The organism is Fundidesulfovibrio magnetotacticus (assembly GCF_013019105.1).
In the GTDB taxonomy this organism is placed as follows: Bacteria; Desulfobacterota; Desulfovibrionia; order Desulfovibrionales; family Desulfovibrionaceae; genus Fundidesulfovibrio; species Fundidesulfovibrio magnetotacticus.
Window position 1 is genome coordinate 24632 of record NZ_BLTE01000013.1, and the last position, 24841, is coordinate 49472.

The 24841-nt window shown below is 69.2% G+C and carries 20 protein-coding genes; 16 read left to right on the forward strand and 4 right to left on the reverse strand.

All coding sequences use genetic code 11. The annotated features are described in order from the left end of the window. The first annotated feature begins 23 nt into the window (after nt 1-23). The gene (tssD, locus tag NNJEOMEG_RS13825; RefSeq protein ID WP_173085459.1) at nt 24-509 is read left to right on the forward strand and encodes a type VI secretion system tube protein TssD; all 486 of its coding nucleotides are present in this window, start codon (nt 24-26) and stop codon (nt 507-509) included. Between the two features lie 447 nt (nt 510-956). Continuing rightward, nucleotides 957-1139: a hypothetical protein gene (locus NNJEOMEG_RS13830; protein ID WP_173085461.1), complete on the forward strand. Its 183-nt coding sequence runs from the start codon at nt 957-959 to the stop codon at nt 1137-1139. Between the two features lie 311 nt (nt 1140-1450). Here the strand turns inward: NNJEOMEG_RS13830 and NNJEOMEG_RS13835 are convergent, their stop codons facing one another. Together NNJEOMEG_RS13835 and NNJEOMEG_RS13840 are read right to left on the reverse strand one after the other, a co-directional pair. Beyond that, nucleotides 1451-2956: a FliG C-terminal domain-containing protein gene (locus NNJEOMEG_RS13835; protein ID WP_173085463.1), complete on the reverse strand. Its 1506-nt coding sequence runs from the start codon at nt 2954-2956 to the stop codon at nt 1451-1453. A gap of 33 nt (nt 2957-2989) precedes the next feature. Next, nucleotides 2990-4270, reverse strand: coding sequence for a hypothetical protein (locus NNJEOMEG_RS13840; protein WP_173085465.1), 1281 nt, complete (start codon nt 4268-4270; stop codon nt 2990-2992). Between the two features lie 428 nt (nt 4271-4698). On the opposite strand from NNJEOMEG_RS13840, the gene NNJEOMEG_RS13845 reads away from it, so the two are divergent. From NNJEOMEG_RS13845 to NNJEOMEG_RS13865, 5 genes are all read left to right on the forward strand, one after another. After that, nucleotides 4699-4941, forward strand: a complete 243-nt coding sequence (locus NNJEOMEG_RS13845) for a hypothetical protein (RefSeq protein ID WP_173085467.1) — start codon at nt 4699-4701, stop codon at nt 4939-4941. 46 nt (nt 4942-4987) lie between these two features. After that, complete coding sequence (tssE, locus tag NNJEOMEG_RS13850) at nt 4988-5404, forward strand: type VI secretion system baseplate subunit TssE (protein ID WP_173085469.1); 417 nt, start codon at nt 4988-4990, stop codon at nt 5402-5404. Nucleotides 5405-5407: 3 nt separating this feature from the next. Then, nucleotides 5408-7141 (forward strand): type VI secretion system baseplate subunit TssF, encoded by a 1734-nt coding sequence (gene tssF / locus NNJEOMEG_RS13855; RefSeq protein WP_173085471.1) that lies wholly within the window; start codon nt 5408-5410, stop codon nt 7139-7141. After that, a complete protein-coding gene (tssG, locus tag NNJEOMEG_RS13860; RefSeq protein WP_217270555.1) occupies nt 7105-8139 on the forward strand; it encodes a type VI secretion system baseplate subunit TssG in 1035 nt (344 codons plus the stop codon). The genes tssF and tssG overlap by 37 nt, the downstream gene beginning before the upstream one ends. A gap of 148 nt (nt 8140-8287) precedes the next feature. Continuing rightward, nucleotides 8288-10045 (forward strand): chloride channel protein, encoded by a 1758-nt coding sequence (locus NNJEOMEG_RS13865; protein ID WP_173085475.1) that lies wholly within the window; start codon nt 8288-8290, stop codon nt 10043-10045. Nucleotides 10046-10074: 29 nt separating this feature from the next. Here the strand turns inward: NNJEOMEG_RS13865 and NNJEOMEG_RS13870 are convergent, their stop codons facing one another. Together NNJEOMEG_RS13870 and NNJEOMEG_RS20350 are read right to left on the reverse strand one after the other, a co-directional pair. Beyond that, complete coding sequence (locus tag NNJEOMEG_RS13870) at nt 10075-10671, reverse strand: CBS domain-containing protein (protein ID WP_173085477.1); 597 nt, start codon at nt 10669-10671, stop codon at nt 10075-10077. A gap of 3 nt (nt 10672-10674) precedes the next feature. Further along, entirely contained in the window at nt 10675-12624 is a 1950-nt protein-coding gene (locus NNJEOMEG_RS20350) for a methyl-accepting chemotaxis protein (RefSeq protein WP_235956965.1), read from the reverse strand. A gap of 244 nt (nt 12625-12868) precedes the next feature. Between NNJEOMEG_RS20350 and tssH the strand changes: the two genes are divergently transcribed. The 9 genes from tssH to NNJEOMEG_RS13920 all read left to right on the forward strand — a co-directional run bounded on the left by tssH (nt 12869) and on the right by NNJEOMEG_RS13920 (nt 24836). Beyond that, nucleotides 12869-15493, forward strand: coding sequence for a type VI secretion system ATPase TssH (tssH, locus tag NNJEOMEG_RS13880; protein WP_173085479.1), 2625 nt, complete (start codon nt 12869-12871; stop codon nt 15491-15493). A 257-nt stretch (nt 15494-15750) separates the two neighbouring features. Beyond that, on the forward strand, nt 15751-18411 hold the full coding sequence (locus tag NNJEOMEG_RS13885; RefSeq protein WP_173085482.1) for an ATP-binding protein: 2661 nt from the start codon (nt 15751-15753) through the stop codon (nt 18409-18411). A gap of 91 nt (nt 18412-18502) precedes the next feature. Then, on the forward strand, nt 18503-19357 hold the full coding sequence (locus tag NNJEOMEG_RS13890; protein WP_173085484.1) for a PilZ domain-containing protein: 855 nt from the start codon (nt 18503-18505) through the stop codon (nt 19355-19357). A gap of 252 nt (nt 19358-19609) precedes the next feature. Continuing rightward, the gene (locus NNJEOMEG_RS13895; RefSeq protein ID WP_173085486.1) at nt 19610-19810 is read left to right on the forward strand and encodes an SAP domain-containing protein; all 201 of its coding nucleotides are present in this window, start codon (nt 19610-19612) and stop codon (nt 19808-19810) included. A 225-nt stretch (nt 19811-20035) separates the two neighbouring features. Continuing rightward, nucleotides 20036-21166: an FtsX-like permease family protein gene (locus NNJEOMEG_RS13900; protein WP_173085487.1), complete on the forward strand. Its 1131-nt coding sequence runs from the start codon at nt 20036-20038 to the stop codon at nt 21164-21166. 1 nt (nt 21167) lies between these two features. Next, on the forward strand, nt 21168-21872 hold the full coding sequence (locus NNJEOMEG_RS13905; protein ID WP_173085489.1) for an ABC transporter ATP-binding protein: 705 nt from the start codon (nt 21168-21170) through the stop codon (nt 21870-21872). Between the two features lie 125 nt (nt 21873-21997). Next, nucleotides 21998-22879 (forward strand): HlyD family secretion protein, encoded by an 882-nt coding sequence (locus NNJEOMEG_RS13910; RefSeq protein ID WP_235956966.1) that lies wholly within the window; start codon nt 21998-22000, stop codon nt 22877-22879. Between the two features lie 115 nt (nt 22880-22994). Further along, nucleotides 22995-23648: a DedA family protein gene (locus NNJEOMEG_RS13915; protein WP_173085493.1), complete on the forward strand. Its 654-nt coding sequence runs from the start codon at nt 22995-22997 to the stop codon at nt 23646-23648. A 192-nt stretch (nt 23649-23840) separates the two neighbouring features. Beyond that, on the forward strand, nt 23841-24836 hold the full coding sequence (locus NNJEOMEG_RS13920) for an SDR family oxidoreductase (RefSeq protein WP_235956967.1): 996 nt from the start codon (nt 23841-23843) through the stop codon (nt 24834-24836). Nucleotides 24837-24841: the final 5 nt, after the last annotated feature.

Consider the following 24841-nt stretch of genomic DNA (forward strand, 5'->3'; position numbering starts at 1 on the left):
TGCATCAACACGGAGGTCTCGACATGGCTCTTACCGGTTACATGAAGGTCACGGGCAAGACTCAGGGACAGATCAAGGGCGATTGCGATCAGTCCGACTCCAAGAAGAAGGACACCATGCTGGTCTACCAGACCAACCACAACGTGGAAATCCCCAAGGACACCCACACCGGTCTGCCCACCGGCCAGCGCATCCACCATCCCTTCACCGTGACCGTGCACAAGAACCCCGGCTCGCCCAAGATGGCCCAGGCCTGCTGCAAGGGCGAACAGTGCACCGTGGAGATCAACTACTTCCGCATCAAACCCGACGGAAAGGAAGAGAACTACTACACCGTGAAGATGGAAGACGCCATCATCGTCACCATGCGGGAATACACCCCCATGACCTTCCTTCCCGACAACAAGCCCTTCCACGACATGGAAGAGTTCAGCTTCACCTACTCCAAGATCACCTGGACCTACAACGACGGCAACATCGAATACACCGACGACTGGAAGGGCGCGTAAAGCGCTTCCCGGACCGGCGGCCCAAGCGGGCCGCCGGAGCCGGGCTGTCCCACCGGGAGGCCCCATGAACGACGACGCGGCCGATCTGGCCCCGCTGAAAGACCCCATCCAGGATCCCCTCAAGGACCCCATCGTCAACCCCCTCGTGGACCCCATCACCGGGCTCCCCGAGGAATAGGCCTTCGCCCGGCGCTGCCCGCAACCGCGCGGCAGCGCCCCGCGCAGGCGGCGGTCGCGGACCCGGCTCACCGGCGCGGCGTCCGGCCGGGGCGGCAGCGCCGTCCCTTCGCCGTCGGCACGATCGGCTTGGCGGTTTGGCAGGCAACCGCAGCGAAGTGCGGCAGGGAGCAGGGCGGCTCTCAAGCCCCTCTCCGAGGGGCCGCCAAACCTCGGACGCGGGCCCGGACTCCGGCCCCGCCGCATCAATCCTTCCGCGCGAGGTGTCCCATGGCCGAGAGCGCATCCTTCTTCGACGACGTTGAACCAGCAGACAGCCTCTACCGGCTGCCGCCGGATCCCCTGTGCGATCCCGTCTACGCTCCCCCCGGCGCCGAGTCGGCAGCCGCTCCCGAGCCCGGCGCGGCGGCGCAGTCCGGACAGGCAGCCCCGGCCGGGGCCGCAAAGGCCTGAGCGGCCGCGCACCCCGCGACAGGATAGACCGGCCTGGGCCGATGTGTCCGCTCCAGTGCACGGAGAGCGTCGTCCCGCTCCCGGACGGACCGGCCTGAAGCCATGTGCCCGACCCACTGAACGACGAGCGACTTCCCGCGCTTGCCTGGCCCGGCCCGCGCGGCCAGCGCCAGGGCGCGGCTTCGGCGGCGGTCGGCCCGCGAGGGCAGGGCGTCCCGCCAGGCGTCCGTTTCGTCTCCCAGTTCAGGGCGCGTTCGCCGCGCGGGGAAAGCCGGGGAGATGCGCACCCAGGCGGAACGCTGGCAAAGCCCTCATCCCCTCAGCCCGGCGGGCAGCCTGATGCGGCCCTCGCGGGCCAGCCTCAGCGCTGCGGCCAGCACATCGCGTTGCGCGCTCCGCACATCCCGGAGCAGTACCCGGCCCATGCCGTTCACGTCCTCGCGAACCATTTGGTAGGCCCGTTCGCTCAGGTTCCGGCGGCACTTTTCGCGCAGGGCGTCTCCCGCGACGGCCAGGCTCTGGGTCAGCTCCTCGTTGCTGACCTCCTTGAGCAGCTCGCGGAAATCCTCGTCCGCGAGGTCGGCCAGCACGTCCACAGGAGCGGTCAGCAGGGTCAAGGCGCTCCCGGTCAATCCGGGACGCGCCTCCCTCGCGGCGGCCAGGAGCCGCACGCGGTCCGCCCGTCCCAGGCCGTCGAGCAGGGCCGACACGACCCAGGGACGGGCCCGCCCCCTCTCCGCCGGGTCGCCCGGCGCCTCCGCGAGATCCCGGGCCTCCAGTGCGAAATCCGCCAAAACGCCAGCCTGGACCGGCAACGCGAGCATCCCGAAAACCTGCTCCCCGCCGAGCCCAAGTGAAGAGGCAAGAGCCTCACCCACGCACCTGGGGCACTCGCGCCCGCCTGTTTCAAACAGCGCGTCGCGCCACGCGCTCACGCCGCAGGCCTGTCCGGCCGCTTCCCACGCGGCGCACCGCTCGCCCGTACAAGCGGCGCGCAGCAGCGGGCAGCACCTCGCGCCGTCCGTCTCCAGGCCGGGGGGCAGGGCCGCGCACGGCAACGGTTCGAGCCCGCTGAAGGCGGCTGAGAAGCCGGGCAGGTGCAGGCTCAGGCCTCCGTCCTCGCTGAGAAGCGCGGCCCGCTCCAGGGCGTCCCCGGCCAGGGCCAGGACCCCGGGCATGAAAACGGGGGATGCGCGGCGCGCGGCTTCCATGTCCCGGGACGTTGCCGCCGGGGCGGCCGCAAGCAGCGGCGCGCAATCCGCGTCGTCCAGGAGAACGGCCAGGCTTTCCAGTTCGTCGGGGCGGCAGGCGGCCACGAAGGTTTGCGCCGCATCGCCCCGCAGGAACCGGAAATCCCAGATTTCCCAGAAGGTCGAGGCGGCAGCCCGGCGGGGCATGCCGATGGCCTGGAGGGCTGTCGGCCCGAGCCGGTCCATCAGCCGGGCCAGCCTGTGGAAGGTCCGGCGCGGGTCGAGCCCCAGGCGTTCATCCAGGGTGGGGACGAAGCGCCGGGCGGCGTCTGCAACGATTTCGGCGTCCCCGGCAGGCCTGCCCGCGAGCGCCGCCGCGCTCCACGCGGGCGGGGCGCAGAGCAGCAGGCGGGCCAGAGCGGAAAACCCCTCGCCGGGGCGTGGAGACGGGGAGGGCAAGGCGCCAAGGAGCGCGACGCCTGCAAGGCAGTGCCGCGCCACGCAGCCCGGGCCGCCGCCGTTCCCGGCGGACCAGAACAGGCAGCCGCTTCCCCGGCAGGGACCGTTCAAAAAACGACAGGAGGCTCCGCCGCCGTCGGCCTGGGAATGCTGAAAAATGCCTGGCATGGACGTCTCCTGAAATGAGTTTCGCTCCGCCGGTCAGCGGAGGTAGTCGCGCGGATCGCGGCATTGCGCCAGCTGAGCCTCCATGAGCGCGAACGGCGTGAACCAGAACGACGCCATGGCCCCGGGGGAAAGCGCGGTCAGGACCATGGAGGTCCGGCGCTCCCAATCGGCCATCAGGGTCTTCGTCTTGAGCCGGACGGCCTCGCGCAGCAGCTCGGGGTCGCAGACCGCGCACAGGACGTTCAAGCCGCAGAGCATGACCGGGCATTGGCCCTCCGGACTGTCCGTGACCGCCTCCAGGGAGATCAGACCCTTTTCCCGGGCCAGCCGGTGCAGATGCGCCAGCGCAACGATCTGCGCGGCGGGTTCCATGTCCGGGCTGAAGCGCTGGAGGGGTGCGTGGGCCTCGAAGGGCGGCAGCTCGGGCAGGTCCGGGCCGGGCGATGCGTCCCGCAGGCGTTCCAGCAGGACAGGGGTTTCGATGGGCGCGTTGCCCTGGAAAACGCTGAAGAAGGCCTCGGCGCGGCGGTAGTAGGCCTCGAAGCGCTCCCGCTGCGCCCGGTGGAGTTCGCGCGAGCGTTCGAGGAACACGGCGTCCTCGTGGCGCTCCAGCACGAGGATGGCCAGCGACCGGCTGAAGGGGTCCAGCCTGTCCACGACTGCGGCAAGGGGGGCCGTACCGGCGTTGCGCATCTCCTTGTGCAGCGACACCCAGAACCCGATGCACGCTTCGGGCGTGGCCGTGAGGCAGTCGAAGAGGAGCGCCGGCCCGGCGTCTGGCAGAGTGGGTGGGGCGGTCTTCCCGGCTTGAGGCGTCGGGGAGAACCTTAGAAGCCGGAGCAGGCCCCTGGGGCTGGGCGCGGGCTTGCCGGGGGGCTCCCAGGGCCTGGTCTCGAGGACCGCGCTTGCCCCCATGTCGAACCTGGGGCCGGGGAAGGCGAGGGGGCCGATGCGGCCGTCGGAGATTTCATGGGCCAGGGTCCTTGCGAGGCGCTCGATCGCCTCCCGGGCCTCTTCGCTGGCGGGCGTCTCTCCGCCGAGGGGGTCGATTCCGGCCAGGACGCGCACGATCACCGCCCGGCGGAACGCGTCGAGGTTGGCCTGGGTCCGCTGGCGCGTCTCCGGGGAGGCCTCGAGCAGGAGCAGGGCGAGCTGGCGGTTGGTCAGCGAGCGCTCCGGGTCGCGCAGGGCGAGCAGGAGGGCGATGTCCCGGTCGGAGAGGAATTGGAATATCTCCGGGCCGTACTTGCGGACGGACGCTTCGATGGGGGATGGCGCTTCGGCGCCGGAGAGGCCTCCGGGGAGGTTGTTCATGGGGTCCGCCGGTGGATGGAGTGACGAAACGATCGAATGCCGGAGCGCGGCACGAGCCGATTCCGGGAGGCCGGGCGGGCTGATGGCGACGACGGGGCGCTGCCCCGGCATGGCTCCCGGCGTCCGACGCGGCGGCCCGGAAGGTTCGGGACGTCGCGGGCCTCCGCCAAGTCTCCAGGGAAGCCATGCCAGTCCCGGCGCGCTTGGGCAAGCGGGTCGCGGCGCCTGTGGGGGAAAGCCTCTCGCGTTGCGGGGCGCTTTCGCGCGCCGGGAGCCGGTCGCTGGCTCCTGCCGCCGCGTTGCCCGGGCATGGCGCGGGGAAGGACGACGGGCATCGCGCCGGGCAGTGTGAAGGGGGGGACTGCGGCAGCGCGGCCCGGGGCCATCCGCCCTTGACCTGGCGGCCCGGATCGGGCCAAGGTCGCCCCATGCGTGGAGACGACATCCAGGAAGACAACGCGCGCAAGCGCGGCGCGGTGCACCACGAAACCCCGCCCTCGCGCTCCGACGAGGCCCGGCCCGACCTGGTGACCCCGCCCGCCGGGCGCGACGTGGCCGTGATGTTCTGGGAGTCCATCGGCATGAAGCCGGGGGACGACTGGCGCGTGCGCGCCTCCGGGAGACCGGGGGAGACCCCGGACGAAGACCCCTCCCGGGAGACCCCGCGTTGACGCGATGCCGCGCTTGCTCTAACTCCTGCGCGAGGAAGGATTCTCCATGTACCAGCAGCGCCTCCTCGAACGCATCCGCGAGATGGAAAAGCACCCGGAGCTGCGCGGCAACCCCGACCCCGAGGTCGTGGTTGCCTCGGTGATGCGCCACCTGCGCATGATCCTCAACACCAAGCAGGGCACCGCCCCCATCGACGACGACTTCGGCGTGCCCGACTTCACCAACCTGGGCTCCACATTCGGCCAGGACACCATCCCCGACATCCAGCGCTCCATCGCAGACGTGGTGCGCAAGTACGAGCCGCGCCTGAAAAACGTCAACGTCACCTACATCCCCCAGAGCGACGACGTGCTCCAGGTGGCCTTCAAGCTCGAAGCCACCATCCAGACCGAATCCCGCGAGGTGCCCGTGGTCTTCGAAACCGTCATCGACCCCGACGGCAAGGTCAGCGTGAAGGAATAGCCCGTGATCAACCGCTACTACCAGCGCGAACTGGCCAACCTGCGCACCCTGGCCGTCGAGTTCTCCAAGAAGCACCCCGCCCTGGCCCCCATGCTCTCCGGCCCCTCCCAGGACCCGGACGTGGAACGCCTTCTGGAGGGCTCCGCCTTCCTCTCGGGCCTGCTGGCCCAGAAGCTCGACGACGAGTTTCCCGAGATCATCCACGGGCTCATGCGCCTCGTCTTCCCGCACTACCTGAGCCCCGTGCCCTCCATGACCATCCTCAAGTACACGCCCAAGCGCTCGCTCATGGAGCCCCTGACCGTGCAGGCCGGGTCCCACGCCGCGTCCATTCCCGTGGAGGGCACCAGTTGCACCTTCACCACCTGCTACGACGTGGACCTCTACCCCCTGGCCATCACCGACACGGCCCTGGTCACCTCGGCCGGGCGCGCCTCGGCCCTGCGCGTCTCCCTGGAGATGAGCGGCATGCAGCTCTCCAAGTGGCAGCCGCCCGCGCTGCGCTTTCACCTGGCCGGAGACTACGGCCACGCGGCCGACCGTTTCCTGCTGCTCATGCGCCGCACCGCGCGCATCGTGGTGCGCGCCAAGGAGGGCGGCGGCCAGGCCGTGCTGGGGCGCAGGAACCTGGTCCCCGTGGGCTTCGGCGAGAACGAGGCGGCCATCCCCTATCCGCGCCAGTCCTACCCGGGCTACCGCATCCTGCAGGAATACTTCACCCTGCCGGAGAAATTCCTCTTCTTTGACGTGACGGGCCTCGAGGCCTGGCAGGACCGCGGCACGGGGCAGGCCTTCGAGATCGTCTTCGAGTTCGACAAGCCCGTGACCGACCCCCCGGCCTTCACCAAGGACAGCCTCGCCCTCTTCGCCACTCCCGCCATCAACCTCTTCCCCCACGAGGCCGACCCCGTGCTCCTGGACCACCGCATGCCCGAATACCGGGTGATCCCGGCGGGCGAGTCCACGGGGCACTACCAGGTCTACTCCGTGGACAAGGTGATCGGCTTCATGCAGGGCTCCGTGGGCCAGCGCGAATACTACCCCTTCGAGATGTTCAACCCCATGAGCGAGGCCCGCCCCGTCTACTCGCTCAACCACCGCCAGAGCGCGTTGACCGAGCGCACCGACCTCTACCTCTCCGTGGCCTACCCCAAGGGCGCGGGCGACCCGCAGACCGAGACCCTCTCGCTCTCCATCCGCTGCACCAACGCCACGCTGCCCGAGAACCTCCAGATCGGCGACATCTCCAAGCCCACCGAGACCTCGCCCGTGCTGGCGGACTTCTCCAACCTGCGCCCCCCCACGGCCACGCGCCAGCCTCCCATCGGCAAGGAGAGCCTCTGGCGGCTTCTGTCGCACCTCTACCTCAACTACCTGCCCATGGCCGACACCGAGAACCTCAAGGCCCTGGTCAAACTCTACATCTTTCCGGAAACCAAGGACCGCGCCGGGGTGCTCGCGGGCATCAAGCGCGCCGAGGCCGTCAACGACCTCAAGGTGGAGACCACCAACCGCCTCGTGGGCGGCATCATGATGCGCGGACAGCTCATCGAAATGCGCCTCGACCCCACGGGCTTCGCCAGCATGGGCGACATGTACCTCTTCGGCTCCGTGCTGGATTGCTTCCTGGCGGGATACGCGGCCGTGAACTGCTTCACGCGCCTGGCCGTTGAGGACGTCTTCAAGAAGGAGCGCTACGAATGGCCGGCCCGGATCGGGGAACGCTACCTGCTGTGATCGAAACCCTGGCGGCCAAGCCCCAGGGTTTCTCCTACTTCCAGGCCATCAGGCTCCTCAAGCTCTGGGCGGGCAAGACCTCCCGGGACGACGCCGAGGAGTTCTACGACGCCGCCCTGCGCGTGCGTCCCTACCTCTCGCTCTCGTTCCCGGCCACGGACATGACCGACGTGGTCATCTCGCCCCCGGAGGAGGAGGGCGGCGAGCCGCGCGTGGAGATCACCGCCACCTTCCTGGGGCTCTACGGCACGGGCTCGCCCCTGCCAACCTTCTACACCGAGGAACTGCTCGAGGAACGCTCCGACGACAAGAGCGTCTCCAGGGACTTCCTGGACATTCTGGGCGATCGCTCCTACGTGCACTTCTACAGGGTCTGGTCCAAGTACCGGCTCATGGTGAAGACCCTCGAAGAGGCGGACCCGGACTACCTGGACCGCCTCTACTGCCTGCTGGGCCTGGGCCACGAGGAGCTGCGCTCCCGGCTTTCGCGCCCGTCGGCGGCCTTGCGCTACATCGGGCTCTTCACGCAGTACCCGCGTTCGGCCCTGGGCCTGCGCACCATGCTGGCCGACGCCGTGGAGGGCTCGCGCGTCAGCGTGGAGCAGTGCGTGCACCGCTGGGTGCCCATCCCCGACGACCAGCGCAACGTGGTGGGCCTGGCCAACTGCGCTCTGGGCGAAGACTGCTGGGTGGGCCATCTGGTGGAAGACCGCATGGGCAAGGTTGTGGTGGAATTCGCCGACCTGGAGGCCGACCGCTTCCACGAACTCCTGCCCGGCAGGGAACTTAACTACCATGTGGAGAGCCTCATCGGCATGTACCTGGTGGAGCCCGTGGAGCACGACCTTCTCCTGAAGCTAAGGCCGGGCGAGGTGCGCCGCGCCCAGTTGGGGGCTTCCCTGTGGTCGCGCCTGGGCTACGACACCTGGCTGTTGCACGACGGCTACGCCGGTTCGGCCGAGGCCACCTTCCAGGGGGCCAGCGGCGTGCCGGCCTGACGCCCCGGTCCCGGACAGCGGCCACGCGGACCGCGCGTCCGGGCGGCTCCGGCCGTCGACGCCAGGCGGATCGACGGTCCTTGTCTTTCAAGAGCGCAAAATGGCGCGGCGGGGGGGCTGACTCCCGGACGCCTCGCCGGATCACGGGATGTTGACGCCACTGAAACGTTTTTTCGGGTCCCGCCGCCTGCGGCGGGTGCTGCTCTTCGTGGGGGTGGGGGCTGCCACGGGCCTGTTGGCCGTGGCCTACTCCTTCGCGCTGGAAGTCGGCTCCCGTCTGATCCAGGGAGGACTCCTGGGGCTTCATGAGCCCACGGCCTCCTCCATGGCCACCCTGGCCCGGCCCTGGCTCCTGCCCGTGATCACCACCCTGGTGGGGGCGTTCACGGGGGTGTTGGTGGGAAAATTCCTCCCCGAGGCCCAGGCCTCGGGCACCGACGGCACCGACGCCATGATCCGGGCCTTCCACCAGGGGCAGGGGCGCATCCCGCCGCGCGCGGCGGCCCTGCGCACGGCCACCTCCGTGCTGACCATCGCCTCGGGCGGCAGCGCGGGCAAGGAGGGTCCGGTGGCCTTTCTCGGCGCGGGGTTCGGCTCCTGGCTGGCGGGCAAGTTCGGACTCACCGACCGCGACCGGCGCGTCCTGCTGCTCGCCGGGGCAGCCGGAGGCCTTGGGGCCATCTTCCGCTCCCCCCTGGGCGGGGCCATGACCGCCGTGGAAGTGCTCTATTCCGAAGACTTCGAAGGCGAAGCCCTGCTGCCCTGCATCGTCTCCTCGGTGACGGCCTATCTGGTCTGCACCTTCTTCTACGGCACGCAGCCCATCCTGCACATTCCCGACCCCAGGCCCGCCACGCTCCGGGAGATTCCCTTCTACCTCCTGCTGGCTGCGGCCTGCGCCGGGAGCGCGTGGCTCTATGTGCGGGGGTTCTTCTTCATCAAGTACAAGGTGTTCCGCCCGCTCGGGAAGCGCTTCGGGCTCGCGGCGGCCACGGCGGCGGGGGGGCTGGCCATGGGGCTCGTGGGCATGGCCTTCCCGGACGTGACCGGCTCCAGCCACGCCAGCCTGGAGCTGGCCGTGCTGGGGCAGATCCCGGCCATGACCCTGGCGGCGCTCCTGCTGGGCAAGATCGTGGCCACCTCCTTGACCATCGGTTCGGGCTTCTCGGGGGGCATGTTCGCCCCGGGGCTCTTCGTGGGGGCCATGACCGGCGGCCTGGCGGGCAAGCTGCTCGCCTTCTGGCGGGCGGACCTGGCCCCGAGCCAGGGCGCGTTCGTGCTGGTGGGCATGAGCGCCTTCTTCGCCTGCGCGGCCAACGCCCCCCTGGGGCCGCTGATCATGGTCTGCGAGATCAGCCAGGGCTACGCGCTGCTGGCCCCGCTCATGCTCTGCACGGCGGTTGCGCTTCTGCTCTCGGGGCGCTTCTGCCTCTACGAGAACCAACTGCGCGGCAAGGTGAACTCCCCGGCGCACCGAGGCGAAGCCGCCGAGGCGGCCCTGCGCCAGCTCCGGGTGGCGGACGCCTACACCCCTGGACGCGTGGCCGTGCTGGAGGAGGGCACCACCCTGGGCGCGCTTCCGGACATCATCGCCGGGACCGAGAACATCACCTTTCCCGTGCGCGGGGAGGGCGGGCGCATCACCGGGCTGGTCACCCTGGCCGACGTGCGCCGCGTGCTTTTCGAGAGCGCGCTCTATCCGCTGGTGGTGGCGCGCGATCTGGCGCGCCCGGCCGCGCTGCTCACGCCCGGGCAGGACCTGCACGAGGCCCTGCTGCTCTTCGTGGAGGCGGGCGTGCACCAGCTCCCGGTGGTGGACCCCGCGGACCGGGACGTGATCCTGGGCGCGCTCACCCTGCGCGACCTGCAGAACGCCCAGCGAGACCGGCAGCCCACCGGGGGCTGAGGCCGTCGCGCGCGGGCCCGAAGCCTGCGTCAGGCCATCTCGCCCAGCAGGTTGCCGAAGGCATGCAGGAGGTCCGTCTGGGTGATGATGCCCACGAGGCGTCCATCCTCCACAACGGGCAGACGGCGCACGCCTTCGCGGGCCATGAGCCCGGCAGCGTCAGAGGCGGGCAGCTGCGGGGACACGCTGAGGGGGGGCGTGGTCATGATGCGGCTCACGGGACCGCCGGGCAGGGAGGCGGGCACGGCCGCGCCGCCGGAGAGCACCCGCGCGGCCAGGGCCACGGGGGGCGCGTCCTTGGGCAGGCCCAGGGCGCAGAGGAAATCCTTCACCGAGACAACGCCCACCAGCCGCGCCCCCTGGCAGACCGGAGCCCCCGAAATGCCGGCCCGGGCCAGCAGCGCGGCGGCGCGGTCCAGCGGGGTGTCTGGCGCGAGCACGGTCAACTCGCGGGACATGAGGTCCCGCACGAGCACGGCGGCGCGCAGCCGGGCCAGGGTGCGGACCTGGGCGGCCTTGAAGAGCGCCTTGGCGTCCGCAGGGGAGATGGACGCCGAGAGAGCCATGGAGCGCATGGCTTCCCGGACGTCTTCTTCACTGGGTTCGAGCAGGTCGATTCCGGGCATGGTTCAACTCCGTTGGGCGGCGGAGGGCAGGGCGTGCTTCGTGCGGCGCCGCGTCCTGGCCTCCTGGCCTTGCGTGGTCTTGAAGAAGCTTATGACGCCGAGGAGCTGTTCGGCCTGGCTTGAGAGCTCCTCGGACGTGGAGGCCATCTGCTCCGAGGCCGAGGCGTTCTGCTGGATCACCTGGTCGAGCTGCTGCACGGCCTTGTTGATCTGGTCGGCTCCGGCGTTCTGCTCGCGGGAGGCCGCGGCGATCTCCTGGACCAGCTCGGCGGTCTTCCTGATGTCGGGCACGATGGCCGCTAGCATCTCCCCGGCCTGCCGGGCCACGGTCACGGAGTCGCTGGAGAGCACGGAGATCTCCGAGGCGGCCTGGCCGGAGCGTTCTGCCAGCTTGCGCACCTCGGCGGCGACAACCGCGAAGCCCTTGCCGTGCTCGCCCGCGCGGGCGGCCTCGATGGCGGCGTTGAGGGCCAGGAGGTTGGTCTGGCGGGCGATCTCCTCGATGATGGTGATCTTCCCGGCGATGGCCTGCATGGCGGCCGTGGTCTGGGCCACGGCCTGGCCTCCGGTCTCGGCGTCCCGGGCAGCCTTGAGGGCCATGGCCTCGGTCCGTGCGGCGTTTTCGGCGTTGTGCTGGATGTTGGCGGCCATCTGCTCCATGGAGGAGGAGACCTCCTCCACGCTGGCCGCCTGTTCGGAAGCTCCCTGGGAGAGCGACTCCGAAGTGGACGAGAGCTGCTGCGAGCCCGAGGCCACGTTGTTCGCGCTTTCGATCACCTCGCCGATCACCTCGGAGAGGCGTCCGGTCATGTCGCGCAGGGCGTCGGCCAGCTGTCCGATCTCGTCTCGCTGGCGCACGTCCAGTTGACCCGCCAGGTCGCCCTGGGCCATGCGCCGGGCGTAGGCCACGCCCTGGGCCACGGGGACGGTGACGCCCCGCGAGAGCCCGACGCCGAGGGCCAGGGCCACCAGCACGCCCGCCGCGCACCCGGCCAGGGTGGCCGCGCGCGCCGTGGCGGCGGAGGACTCGGCCTCCTTGACGGCACGGGCCGCCTCTCGCCCGTTCTCCTCCACCAGCCTGTTCATCTGGCCGAACAGGCTGCTCCGGGCCGCCTCGAACTCGGTGGCGGTCAGCCGGCCCAGTTCGCCGAAAAGGTCCACGGAGCGCTGCACCTCGGCGCGCATCTCCCGGAAGGAATCGAAGACCTTCTGGGCGCTGGGCGTCAGTTCCCGGGCCAGCAGGGCGCGCGCCTCGGCCGTCTCGCCCCGGGCCTGGGCCTGCTTGATGCGCGCCACGGCGGCGTGGAAGCGGTCGTGCTGGGGCTTGGTCTCGTTGACGATGGCCGCGAGCCTGGGGTTGCTCGTCGCAAAACCGGAGAGCCACTTGCCGAAGTTGCAGGCGGTGGGGTCCTCGCCGCCCTCGAAGCGGGAGTTTTCCAGAATGAGCAGCGCGGCCTTGGATTCCAGGCTGTAGTGGTCGCCCCGGAAGAGTTGCATGCTGGTCATGAGGGCGTCGGGATTGGGCACGTCCACCTGGATGAGCGAGCCCGAGAGGGAGACGGCCTTGCCCGCCAGACGCTCGAAGGAGTCGGTCAGGGGTGCCATTGCCTTGAAAATCTCTTCCTCACCGTTGCTTTTGGGCAGTCCGGCGTAGCCTGCCAGAGTCTGGCGCATCTGGGACAGCCCGGCCTGGGTTTCGCGCTGGACCGCCTCGCGGCGGGCGTTGTCCAGGAAGGGGCTGGCCAGGGTGCGCACCGCGCACGTCGCTGCGTTGGTCTCGTTCATGGCGCGCAGGAGGCTTTCCGCGCCCGGCAGGTGAACTGCGCCAAGGTCCAGGGCGTTCTCCGTCACGTTGCCGATCTGGCGCAGGGCGATGAGACCCACGGCCAGGGCCACAAGGGCGGTGCAAACAAACCCGCCGATGAGTTTCACCGGCAACTTCACGTTCTTCATTACGCACTCCTGGATACTGCTTGGGGAACCAACGCCAGACCGTCTGCCGATCAGCGACGTTTCCATAGGCGGAATCGACGGGACTCGTAAAGTCCATGGCGGCAAGAAGCAGACCTTCTGCGTAAAAGTTGAGCGTTTTCGCGAAAGCCTGTGTGAAAGCCGACGAGGTTCCTTCCCATTTCGGGATGGTTTGTGTAGGGTCGGCCCAGTATCCGAAAACCATCCGTCCGCCTGGAGCGAGCCCATGATCAACGTGAACATGAAGTCCCTGTTGTCCAAGCTCAACGCCTTCTGCACCAGCACGCTGCACAACGCCGCCGGGCTCACGGTCTCGCGCGCGCAGTACGAGGTGACGGTTGAGCACTTCCTGCTCAAGTGTCTGGAGGACGCGGGCTCCGACATCCCGGTGATCCTGCGCGCGGGCGGCGTGGACGCAGGACGCCTCGCGGCCGGGCTCACCGACTCCCTGGAAGACCTGAAGACCGGCAACGCCGGAAAGCCCACCTTCTCGCCGCTGCTCATCGAACTCATCGAGGACGCCTGGGTGGTGGGCTCCGTGGACCTGGGCGATTCGCGCGTGCGCTCCGGCGCGCTGCTCCTGGCCTTCCTGGCCCGGCCCAACTTCTACGGCTCCGGCCCCTACCTGGATCTGTTGTCCGCCCTGAACCGCGAGGCCCTGCTCAAGGACTTCTGGAACGCCACCAAGGCCTCCTCCGAGGCGGCCCAGGCCACGGCGGGCCCCATGGCCCCGGGGGGAGCGCCCGGCGCGGCCCCCTCGGGCGAGGGCTCCTTCATCGCCCGCTTCTGCCAGGACTTCACCGCCAAGGCCAAGGCCGGCGGCATCGACCCCGTGTTCGGCCGCGACGGCGAAATCCGCCAGATCGTGGACATCCTGGCCCGGCGGCGCAAGAACAACCCCATCCTCGTGGGCGACCCCGGCGTGGGCAAGACCGCCGTCATCGAGGGTCTGGCGCTGCGCATCGCCCTGGGCGACGTGCCCGAGTCGCTTCTGAACGTCACGCTCATCAACCTGGACATGGGCCTGCTGGAAGCGGGCGCGGGCATGAAGGGCGAGTTCGAGAACAGGCTGCGCGGCGTCATCAGCGAAGTGAAGGCCAGCGAGAAGCCCATCATCATGTTCATCGACGAGGCCCACACCCTGGTGGGCGCGGGCGGACAGGCGGGCGGCTCCGACGCGGCCAACCTGCTCAAGCCCGCCCTGGCGCGCGGCGAACTGAAAACCTGCGCCGCCACCACCTGGAGCGAATACAAGAAATACTTCGAGAAGGACCCCGCCCTGGCCCGGCGCTTCCAGATGGTGAAGCTCGACGAGCCCAGCGTGGAGTCCGCCACGCTCATCCTGCGCGGCCTGCGCGACAGCTACGAGAAAAGCCACAACGTGGTGATCCGCGACGACGCCATCAAGATCTGCGCCGAATACGCCGACCGCTACATCGCCGCGCGCTTTCTGCCCGACAAGGCCATCGACCTCCTGGACACCTCCTGCGCCCGCGTGAAGGTGAACCTCACGGCCAAACCCGCCGTGCTGGAGGACGCCGAGCGCTCCATCCAGGCCCTGGAGCGCGAGAAGAACGCCATCGAACGCGACAAGGACAACCGCATCCCCGTGGACGAGGAGCGCCTGGCCCAGGTGGCGGCCCTCATCGAGGAGAACACGAAAAAGGCCGCGGACCTCACCGCCGCCTGGGAAAAGGAGCGTGAGGCCGCCCACAAGGTGCTGGAAATCCGCGCCAAGGTCCACGAGACCCAGGGCGACGACAAGGCCGCCCTGGAAAAGGAGCTGGACGAGGCCGACGCCGCCCTCAAGGCCCTCCAGGGCGACGCGCCCATGATCCAGATCGAGGTGAACCCGGACCTGGTGGCCCAGGTGGTCTCGGACTGGACCGGCATCCCCATGGGCAAGGTGGCCCGCGACCAGGCCGCCACCATCGCCAACCTGGAAGACCGCATCAAGAAGCGCATCAAAGGCCAGGACATGGCCCTGGACGTGGTGACCCAGGTGATCAAGGCCGCCAAGTCCGGCATCAAGAACCCCGACCAGCCCCTGGGCGTGTTCCTGCTGGTGGGCCCCTCCGGCACCGGCAAGACCGAGACCGCACTGACCCTGGCCGACATCCTCTTCGGCAGCGAGCGCAACGTGGTCTCCATCAACATGAGCGAGTTCCAGGAGAAGCACACGGTTTCGCGGCTCATCGGCTCGCCCCCGGGCTACGTCGGCTACGGCGAGGGCGGCATGCTCACCGAGGCCGTGCGCCAGCACCCCTATTCCGTGGTGCTCCTGGACGAGACCGAAAAAGCCCACCCCGACGTGCTCAACCTCTTCTACCAGGTGTTCGACAAGGGCATGCTCTCCGACGGCGAAGGCAAGGAGATCAATTTCAAGAACACGCTCGTCATCCTCACCTCCAACCTGGCCACCGACGTGATCCAGGAGATGACCAAGGACGGCGCGCAGGTGCCCTACGACGCCGTGCTCTCGGCCGTGCGGCCCATCCTCTCGCAGTATTTCAAGCCCGCGCTCCTGGCGCGCATGAGCGTGGCCCCCTACGTGAGCCTCTCGCCCGACGCCATGAAAGACATCGTGGTGCTCAAGCTGGACAAGCTGGCCAAGATGCTCCTGGACAACAACAAGATGAAGATGACCTACACCCCCAAGGTGGTGGAGGCCGTTGTCGCCCGCTGCACCGAGGTGGAGACCGGGGCGCGCAACATCGAATACATCCTCAACGGCAACATCCTGCCCCGCATGTCCCAGGAGATCCTGGGCCACATGACCTCGGGCGGCCTTCCGGCCTCCGTGGCCCTGGACGTGGGCGAGGACGGCGGCTTCACCATGGACTTCGCCTGATTCCCGCGCGGGTCGCGCCGGTCCGCCGTCCCCCGGCGGTCCGGCGCTGCCCACGGCGCGTCTCCGCCGCGCCTTGCGTCCCCCCGTCGTTCCGGCGTCCGGCTCGTCTCGCGCCAGCCCCCCGCACTCCCCAGGCCACGAGAGGGCCAGCCCTCCCTTGCCGGTCTGTTTTTCCTTTTGACGGCGCACGCCGTTCCGTAGGATATCCTTCGCGTCCGGAGGTTCCACCAAATCACCGGCGTTCCGGACATCATTACATGAAGCTTACCGTAGTGCTCTCGCTCCTCCTCTTGCTCTTCGCGGCGTCGGCGGACGTGGGCGCGGCCGCCGCGCCGTCGCCGGAGACTCCTCAAATCTTCGTCCTGCACTCCTACCACCCGGGGTTCGCCCGCACGGACGGGCTCCAGCGCGGCCTGGCGGAGTCCCTTTCCGGCGAAGGACTGAACCCCAGGATGATCGTGGAATACCTGGACGCCGCGCGGCTCGCCCCTCTGCGCGGCTACGAGGGCATCCTGGACGCCAAGCGCTACGCCATCCTCACCATGACGGCCGCCGCGCGGCCCCAGGCGGCCGTGGTCACCGACTGGAAGGCCCTGGAATTCTGGAACGCCCACCGCGAGTCCATGGCCCCGGGCGTGCCCGTGGTGGCCTGCGTCCTGGGCGGCGCCATGCCCCGCTGGTTCCTGGAAGTGCCGGACACGGTGGCCGTGGTGGAACGCCTGGCCCTCAAGGAGACCGCAGCCATGGCCCGCAGGCTCAGCCCCCGGGCGGACAAGCTTTTGATCCTGGGAAGCAAGGCCCAGTACTTCAAGGTCATTCAGGACATGGTGGCTGCGGAGATCCCCGCACTCTCCGAGACCCTGCAGGTGGAGCTTTTCAACGAGAACGACATCCAGGCCCTGGAGGCGCGGCTGGCCAGCCTGGACAAGAGCTGGATCGTCCTGGCCGTGGGCCGTCCCGAGGAGAACGGGCAGTTGCTCACCTCCGCCGAGGCCGCGCGACGGCTGTCCCTGGTCAGCCCCGCGCCGCTCTACGCCGCATGGGGCTCCTGGATGGGCCACGGTCCCGTTGGCGGGCGGGTTCTCTACGCCGAGGACCAGGGACGAATGGCCGGGGAGATCGTCCGGGAACTACTCAAGGGGCGCGACGTGGCCTCCATGGACCGCTACCGCGAGGACAACGGCCGTTGGGTGTTCGACCACGCCGCCCTGGTCCGTTTCGGGCTGGACCCCTCGCTCCTGCCCCCGGGCAGCCAGGTGCTCAACGAGCCGGTGGGACTCTACGCCACCAATCCGCAACTGGTGTGGGCCTACTGCCTCGTCACGGCGCTCCTGGCCGTGGTGGCCGGCGTGCTGTGGTTCCACGCGGCAAGGATGCGCCGCGCCCAGGTGCAGGTGGCTGGCCAGATCAACCTCGTGTCCTCGCTCATGGAGGCCATCCCCACGCCCTTGTTCTACAAGGACACCGCCGGGATCTACCTGGGCTGCAACAAGGCCTTCGTGGAATGGTCCGGGCTTACGCGGGAAGCCCTGCTGGGCCGCACCGTGCACGAAGTTTTCCCCCGCGCCCAAGCCGACGTGTTCAAGGCCAAGGACGACGAGCTCCTGGCTTCAGGGCCGGTGCAGATTTACGAGTTCGTGAAGTCCACTCCCGGGGGCGAGCGTCACATCCGCTTCCACAAGGCCCTCTACAAGGCGGGCGACGGCTCCACGGCCGGTCTGGTGGGGGTCATCGCCGACTTCACCGACATCTGGACCGCCGAACGAGAGCTGGAGCGCGCCAGCGAATACCTGCGGGCCATCTTCGACTCCTCGCCCTCGGCCCTGGTCTGCGTGGACGCCCGGGGCGTGGTGACCAGGGCCAACGCCAAGGCCCTGGCCCTCTGCCCGGAGTGCGTTCCCGGGGCCGACAGCCGCCAGATGCCCGGCCTGGGAGGCCTTGTCGGCCATGCCCTGCGCGCCATCGAGGAGGGACGCCCCCTGGAGCTGCCCCGCGAGGTGGAGCGCAAGGGCGGCACGGTGACAGCTCGCGACGTGATGATCTACCCCGTGCAGGCCTCAGGGGTCCGCGAGGCCGTCGTCCGCATCGACGACGCCACCGAAAGCCACCGCATGCTCGAGGTGCTCGCCCAGTCCGAGAAGATGATGAGCGTGGGCGGGCTGGCGGCGGGCATGGCCCACGAGATCAACAACCCCCTGGGCGGCATCATGCAGAGCGCCCAGGTGGTGATCACGCGCATCCGCCCGGACCTCCCAGTGAATCGCAAGGCCGCCGAGGCGGCGGGCTGCTCCATGGACGGCGTTCAGGAATACCTTGCCCGCCGCGACATCCCTGAACTCCTGGAGAATCTGCGCGCCTCGGCCAAGCGGGTGGCGACCGTGGTCTCCAACATGCTGGAGTTCAGCAAGCGCAGCTCCTCGGCCTGGCTTCCCGAGGAACTCAACGAACTGGTGGAGAGGGCCGTGCTCCTCTGCCTGCAGGACTACAGCCTCGCCGACGGATACGGCTTCAAACGCATCACTCTGCTCCGGGAGTTCGACCCCGCCGATCCCTCGGCGCCCTGCTCCAGCCAGCAGATCCAGCACGTGATCTTCAACATCCTGCGCAACGCCGCCCAGGCCATGGCCGAGAGCCGCACGACGGACCCCACCATCATCCTGCGAACCTGGGTGGACGCCGAAAACGGCTACATCGAGATCGAGGACAACGGCCCCGGCATGGACGACGCCGCCCGGCGCAAGGTCTTCGAGCCCTTCTACACCACCCGGGAGACGGGCTCCGGCACGGGGCTCGGGCTCTCAGTCTCCTACTTCATCGTGCGCGAGAACCACGGCGGCGAAATCACCCTGGACTCCGAACCCGGCAGGGGCTCGCGCTTCACCATCCGCCTGCCCCGGCGAAACCGGGCCGCCCACTGAGCCCTGCGCGCCCCGCGTCGGACGCACTGGCGCGTTGACCGCTCCCGCCGCCATCGCGTATCAAACGCAGACCTCCATCCGCGAAACGACAATGATACTCGACCTTTTCAAAAAGAAGGGGCCGGCCCTCGACGAAACCTCCCGCCAAGTGCTGGAGCAGGCCCTGGTCCAGCGCGCCAAGATGGACCTGATCTTCGAGGAGTCCGTCACCAGCATCAAAGACCTGAGCTGCGCGGTGAACACCATCGGCGCGGACCGGCTGTATCTCGATCTCTACGGCCTGCGCCAGCCGGGCAACTTCGCCGGGCGCTACTTCAGCTGCTTCTTCCGCATCCGCGAGGGCAAGGGCGTGGGCTACTACGGCTTCCGGGCCAAGGCCCTGGGCGTGCGCCAAGCCACGACGGGCGGTCTGGTTCTGGAAGCCCAGCACCCCGTCAAGGTGGAGCGCTCCCAACGCAGGCGCAGCATGCGCGTGCGTGCGGACCTCGCCTGGTTCGAGGACCTGCGCGTCTGGGAGGGCGGCAAACTCGCCGCGCCTGTCCCGGAAGAGGCCATCATGGACCTGGAGTTCTTCCGGCAGGGCAAGCTCTGCCGCCTGGAGAACCTCTCCGCCGGGGGCTTGGGCCTGCACGTGCGCCGCATCTTCTGCACCGAGAACTCCTTCTGCCCCACCGGCCACGAGGAATACACCCTGCGCCTGCGCTTCCTCCAGGAAGTGCGCAACCAGCCCCGCGAGCTGTGGCTCTCCGGGCGCACGGTGCGCCTGGTGGAGGACCGCGTCTCCAAGGACCTGGACATCGGCCTGGAGTTCGTCCACGTGGGCCGCGCCGATCCCGTCTCGGGCGAGATCCTCTGGACCCCGGTCCGCGACAACGTGGCCGATGAGCTCATGACCCGCGTCTTCGAGTGGCACGCCGCCCTCTTTCGCGAACGCGGCGAACCGTAGCGGCGCTCCGTTCCTCCTCCCTTCGTTCCGGCCAAGACAGGTTCGCCGTAACCCGGGCGTTTTCCCCTCGCGTCCGCGCGGCCAGGGAGTGCGCCCCGGGCCGCCCCCTCCCGGAAATGCGGCGCGCGTCGTCGCACCCCCCTGTTGCCGGTTTGGCCGGCGTCGCGGATTGGGCTTTCGCCGTACGGCATTGCGCACCGTCACGAGATGGTCTACACGCATAGGTATGTTCTCCTCAGGAGGCAACACGCCATGAATATGAAAGAGATCCGGGACAAGGCCAGGGATGTGAACCTCAAGATCGCCGTGGGCTGGACCAAGACCACCGCCGTCCGGGCCATCCAGGTGGCCGAGGGCTACGAGGCCTGCTTCGGCAGGGGCCTCTATTCGGTCTGCGGCCAGCCCGACTGCTGCTTCAGGCCCGACTGCGAGAAGATCCCCGGCGAGCAGTAGCCTGACGGGCCGCATGCTCCAACGGGCTCGCTCCCCCCGGAACCGGGTTTCGGTCGCCCCCCGTGTCGGGGCGCGCCGCCAGATGCCCGGGCCGCGAACGGCGCTCCCTGACGGGCGCTTCCGGTCTTTCCGTGGGGGCACAAGAGTCCTGCCTGAACAGGCCCAGGCCATCCGCCGTCCGCTCTGCGCCGCCCCGGACCACGTCGGCGGGAGCACCGCGCAAACATGACCCTGACCATCGCCTTGCGCAACCTCCTGCACGACAAGGTGCGTCTCGCGGTCACGCTCACGGGCGTGGTCTTCGCGGTGGTGCTCATCGCGGTGCAGGCCGGGCTCTTCGTGGGCTTCACCACGGCAACCTCCACCGTCATCGACAACACCCGCGCCCAGTACTGGATCTGCGCGCGCGGCATGCGCAATTTCGACGTCACCTCCCCCCTGCCCCAGAAGGCCTTCCACCAGACGCTCTCCACGCCCGGGGTGGCCGAAGCGCGCCGCCTGGTGGTGCAGTTCGCCAACTGGAAAAAGCCCAACGGCGGCTTCGAGTCCGTGGAGGTGGTGGGCTACGAGGCCGCCTCGGACATGGGCGGCCCCTGGAACGTGGTGGAGGGCGACGCCGCGCTCCTCGCAGTGCCCGACACCGTGGCCGTGGACGAGGTCTACCGCGCCAAGCTGGGCGTCGCGCGTCTGGGCGAGCAGGTGGAGGTGAACGGCCACCGCGTCCGGGTGGCGGCCTTCACCCGGGGCATCCGCTCCTTCACCACGTCGCCCTACATCTTCAGCACGCTGCCCATCGCCCAGACCTTGTGCAACCTGCGGGAAGGCCGTTTCACCTACGTGCTGGTGGACGCCCTGCCGGGAACCGACCCCGAGGAATTCAAGCGCGAGCTGGCGCGGCGCGTGGACGGCGTGGACGTGTACACCTCCCGCGAGTTCTCCAGGAAGACCCAGCAGTACTGGATGTTCACCACCGGCGCGGGCATGGCCCTGCTCATCGCGGCGGCCCTGGGCCTGGTGGTGGGCGTGGTGGTGGTGGCCCAGACCCTCTACGCCACCACCATGGACCATCTGGCCGAGTTCGGCACCCTGCGCGCCATGGGCGCTCCGGGGGGCTACATCCACCGCATCATCGTGCTCCAGGCCCTGGCCAGCGCCTTCGCGGGCTACACGCCGGGCATCGCCCTGAGTTACCTGCTGGTGGGTCTGGCCGAGAAAGGCGGGGCATCCATCCTCCTACCCTCCTGGCTTGCGGTGGGGCTTTTCTTCGTCACCACGGGCATGTGCGTGGGCGCATCGCTCATCTCCATCAACAAAGTCACGCGCATCGACCCGGTGATGGTCTTCAAGGGGCGCTGAAGTGGGGCAGGAACGCCTTCGCGCCGCCGTCTCCGCGCGCGGCCTCTCCAAGGCCTTCGGCTCCGGGCAGGCCAGGACCCTGGCCCTGGACGACGTGTCCCTGGACGTGCACCCGGGCGAACTGGTGCTGCTCATGGGGCCTTCGGGCAGCGGCAAGACCACGCTGCTCTCCGTGATGGGCTGCATCCTGCGCCCGGACGCGGGGAGCCTCCTGGTGCGCGGGCGCGAGGCCGTCGGCCTGCCGGAGCGCGAACTGTGCCGTCTGCGCCTGGAACATATCGGCTTCGTGTTCCAGAACTACAACCTCTTCCCCACGCTGCGCGCCGTGGAGAACGTCATGGTGGCCCTGGACCTCAAGGGCCGGCCGCGCCACGAGGCCCGACGCCTGGCCGGTGAGGCCATGGAGTCCGTGGGGCTGGGCGACAAGCTCGCAAGCTGGCCGGCGGACCTCTCGGGCGGGCAGAAGCAGCGCCTGGCCATCGCCCGCGCCCTGGCCGGAGACCCGGAGATCATCCTGGCCGACGAGCCCACGGCGGCCCTGGATTCCGTGAACGGACGGCAAGTGATCGGGCTCATGCGCGAACTGGCCAAGGAGCGCGGCCGCGCGGTGGCCGTGGTGACCCACGACAACAGGATCTTCGACTTCGCGGACCGAATCGTCCGCATCGAGGACGGCCGCCTCGGGGCCGTGGAGAAGACGTCATGAAGCATGCTGCGCTGGTCGTTACCTTGCTGATGGCATCCCTCGCGTCGGCGGACGTGGCGGCACAAGGGCAGGGCGTCACCGGGCGCATCCCGCAAACGGGGCGTTGGGTGGCGGCCGCAGGGCGCGTGGAACCCGCCAGCGAGGAGATGCGCCTGGGCTTCGACATCCCCGGAAGAATCTCCGAAATGCTGGTTGAAGAGGGCGACAGGGTCTCGCGCGGGCAGCCCCTGGCGCGCCTCGCGGACGCGGACATCCAGGCCCGGCTGGAGCAGGCGAGGGCCGACGTGGCCTCGGCCGAGGCCTCGCTGGACAAGGTGGTGGCGGGGGCGCGGGCCATGGAGCGCGTGGAGGCGGCGGCCGTGCTGCGCGAGGCCTCCTCCGTGGCGGCCAACGCCCGGCGCGAGAGCGAGCGCCGTTCCGATCTGGTGGCCCGGGGCGTGATCTCGCGCGAGGAGGCCGACCGTGCCGAGAAGGACTTCCTGGTGGCCCGTCAGCGCGAGGAGCAGGCCCGTCAGCGCTTCCATCTGGTCAACGACCCCAGCCGCGCCGAGGACGTGCGCAAGGCCGAGGCGGAGCACGCCCGCGCCGTGGCCCAGCTCGAGGAGGCCCGGGCCTACGTGGAGAAGGCGCTCATCCGCGCGCCCCTCGACGGCGTGGTGCTGCGCAAGCACCGCCGGGCGGGGGAGATGGTCTCCACCAATTTCGATTCGCCGGTGGTCACGGTGGGCGACGTGACGGTCCTGCGCGTGCGCGCCGACGTGGACGAGAAGGACGTGGACAAGGTGCGCGTGGGCCAGCGGGCTTACGCCGTGGCCGACGCCTACGGCGACCGGCGTTTCGAGGGCCGGGTGATCCGCGTGGCGCGCATGCTCGGGCGCAAGAACGTGCGCACCGACGACCCGGCCGAGCGCCTGGACACCAAGATCCTGGAGACCCTGGTGGAGTTCGCCCCCGGCGAGGAGATTCCCGTGGGCATGCGCATGGACGTGTTCATCCTGATGGACTAGACGCGCCGCCCCGGGGGCCTTTGAGCTTGCCTGCAAGGGCGTCTGGCCTTATGAATCCGCCACCCGGCCGCCGTCTGCACGCGGCGCGCGTCATCACCATCATCAAGGAACCGCCATGGAATACGTTAGCCAGTTCGTCTGGATGCTCGGCCACATCAAGGAAACCCTGGAGATGCTCGTGGCCTCCTACGGAACGTGGACCTACCTGGTCCTGTTCCTGGTGATCTTCTGCGAGACGGGCCTGGTGGTCACGCCGTTTTTGCCGGGCGACTCGCTGCTCTTCATCCTGGGCGCGTTCTGCGGCGCGGGAAGCCTGGACCCCCTGGCGACCATCGGCCTGCTCACGGCCGCGGCCATCCTGGGCGACAACACCAACTACTGGATCGGGCGCACCCTGGGGCCTGCCGTGTTCAAGCGCGAGGACAGCTGGCTGCTCAACAAGAAGCACCTGGAGAAGACCCACGCCTTCTACGAGAAGCACGGCGGCAAGACCGTGGTGATCGCCCGCTTCATGCCCATCGTGCGCACGTTCGCTCCTTTCGTGGCAGGCATCGGCAACATGCACTATCCGCGCTTCCTCGCCTTCTCGGTGGGCGGCGGCATTCTCTGGATCGGCGGGCTGGTGGGCCTGGGCTACCTGGTGGGCGACCTGCCCCTGGTGAAGCAGAACTTCAACAAGGTGATCTACCTGATCATCGCGCTGTCGCTCATGCCCGGGGTGATCGAGTTCCTGAAGGCCCGCCGGGCCGCCGCGCGCGCCGTGCGCTGAGGCGCGGGTCGGCCCTGAAGGAATCGCCGGGTCTGCCGATGAGCAGTGGAGGGGACGCCCCGGGCGTTCCGGAACGTTTCGGCCCGTCAGCGGCTCCCGCGAACCCCTCTTCGGGGTTCGCCGTTTTATGAAAGGCGCCGCGAGGCGTCCCGGCAACCCCAACGCGCGGCCCGTGCCGCCCTAGGAGCATCGATGGCAGCGAGGATCAAGGCCCTGGTCACCGGCGGAGCGGGCTTCATCGGCAGCCACTTGGTGGACCGCCTTCTGGACGACGGTTGCGAGGTGGTGGTGGTGGACAACTGCTCCACCGGGCGTCTCCAGAACCTGGCCCACGCGGCCGGGCGCAGCGAACTCACGGTGCTCGAAGCCGACATCTGCGACTTCGAGCGCATCCGCCCGGCCTTCGAGGGCGTGGACCACGTCTACCATCTGGCCGCCCTGGCCGACATCGTGCCCTCCATCCAGCAGCCCGTGCCCTACTACCGCTCCAACGTGGACGGCACCCTGAGCGTACTGGAGGCCGCGCGCGCCGCCGGGGTGAAGCGTTTCCTCTACACGGCCTCGTCCTCCTGCTACGGCATCCCCGACGCCTTCCCCACGCCCGAGGACGCCGCCCCCAGGCCCCAGTACCCCTACGCCCTCACCAAGTGGCTGGGCGAACAGACCGCCCTGCACTGGCGCCAAGTCTACGGCCTGCCCGTGGTCTCCCTGCGCCTGTTCAACGTCTACGGGCCGCGCTCGCGCACCTCGGGCACCTACGGCGCGGTGTTCGGCGTGTTCCTGGCCCAGAAACTGGCCGGAAAGCCCCTGACCATCGTGGGCGACGGCGAGCAGACCCGCGATTTCACCTACGTCACGGACATCGCCGACGCCATGGTCACGGCGGTGCGCTCCGGGGTGTCCGGCAAGGCCTTCAACGTGGGCTCGGGCAACCACTACAGCGTCAATGCTCTGGCGAAGCTCATCGGCGGCGAAACCGTGGGCATCCCCAAACGCCCCGGCGAGCCCGACTGCACCTTCGCCGACACCACGCGCATCAGCGCGGAGCTGGGCTGGAGCCCCAAGGTCTCCTTCGAGGAGGGCGTGGCCCGCGTGCTTGAAGCCATCGACTACTGGCGCGAAGCCCCGGTCTGGGAGCCCGCGACCATCGCCGAGGCCACGGAAGACTGGTTCAAGTACCTCAAATAGGCCCG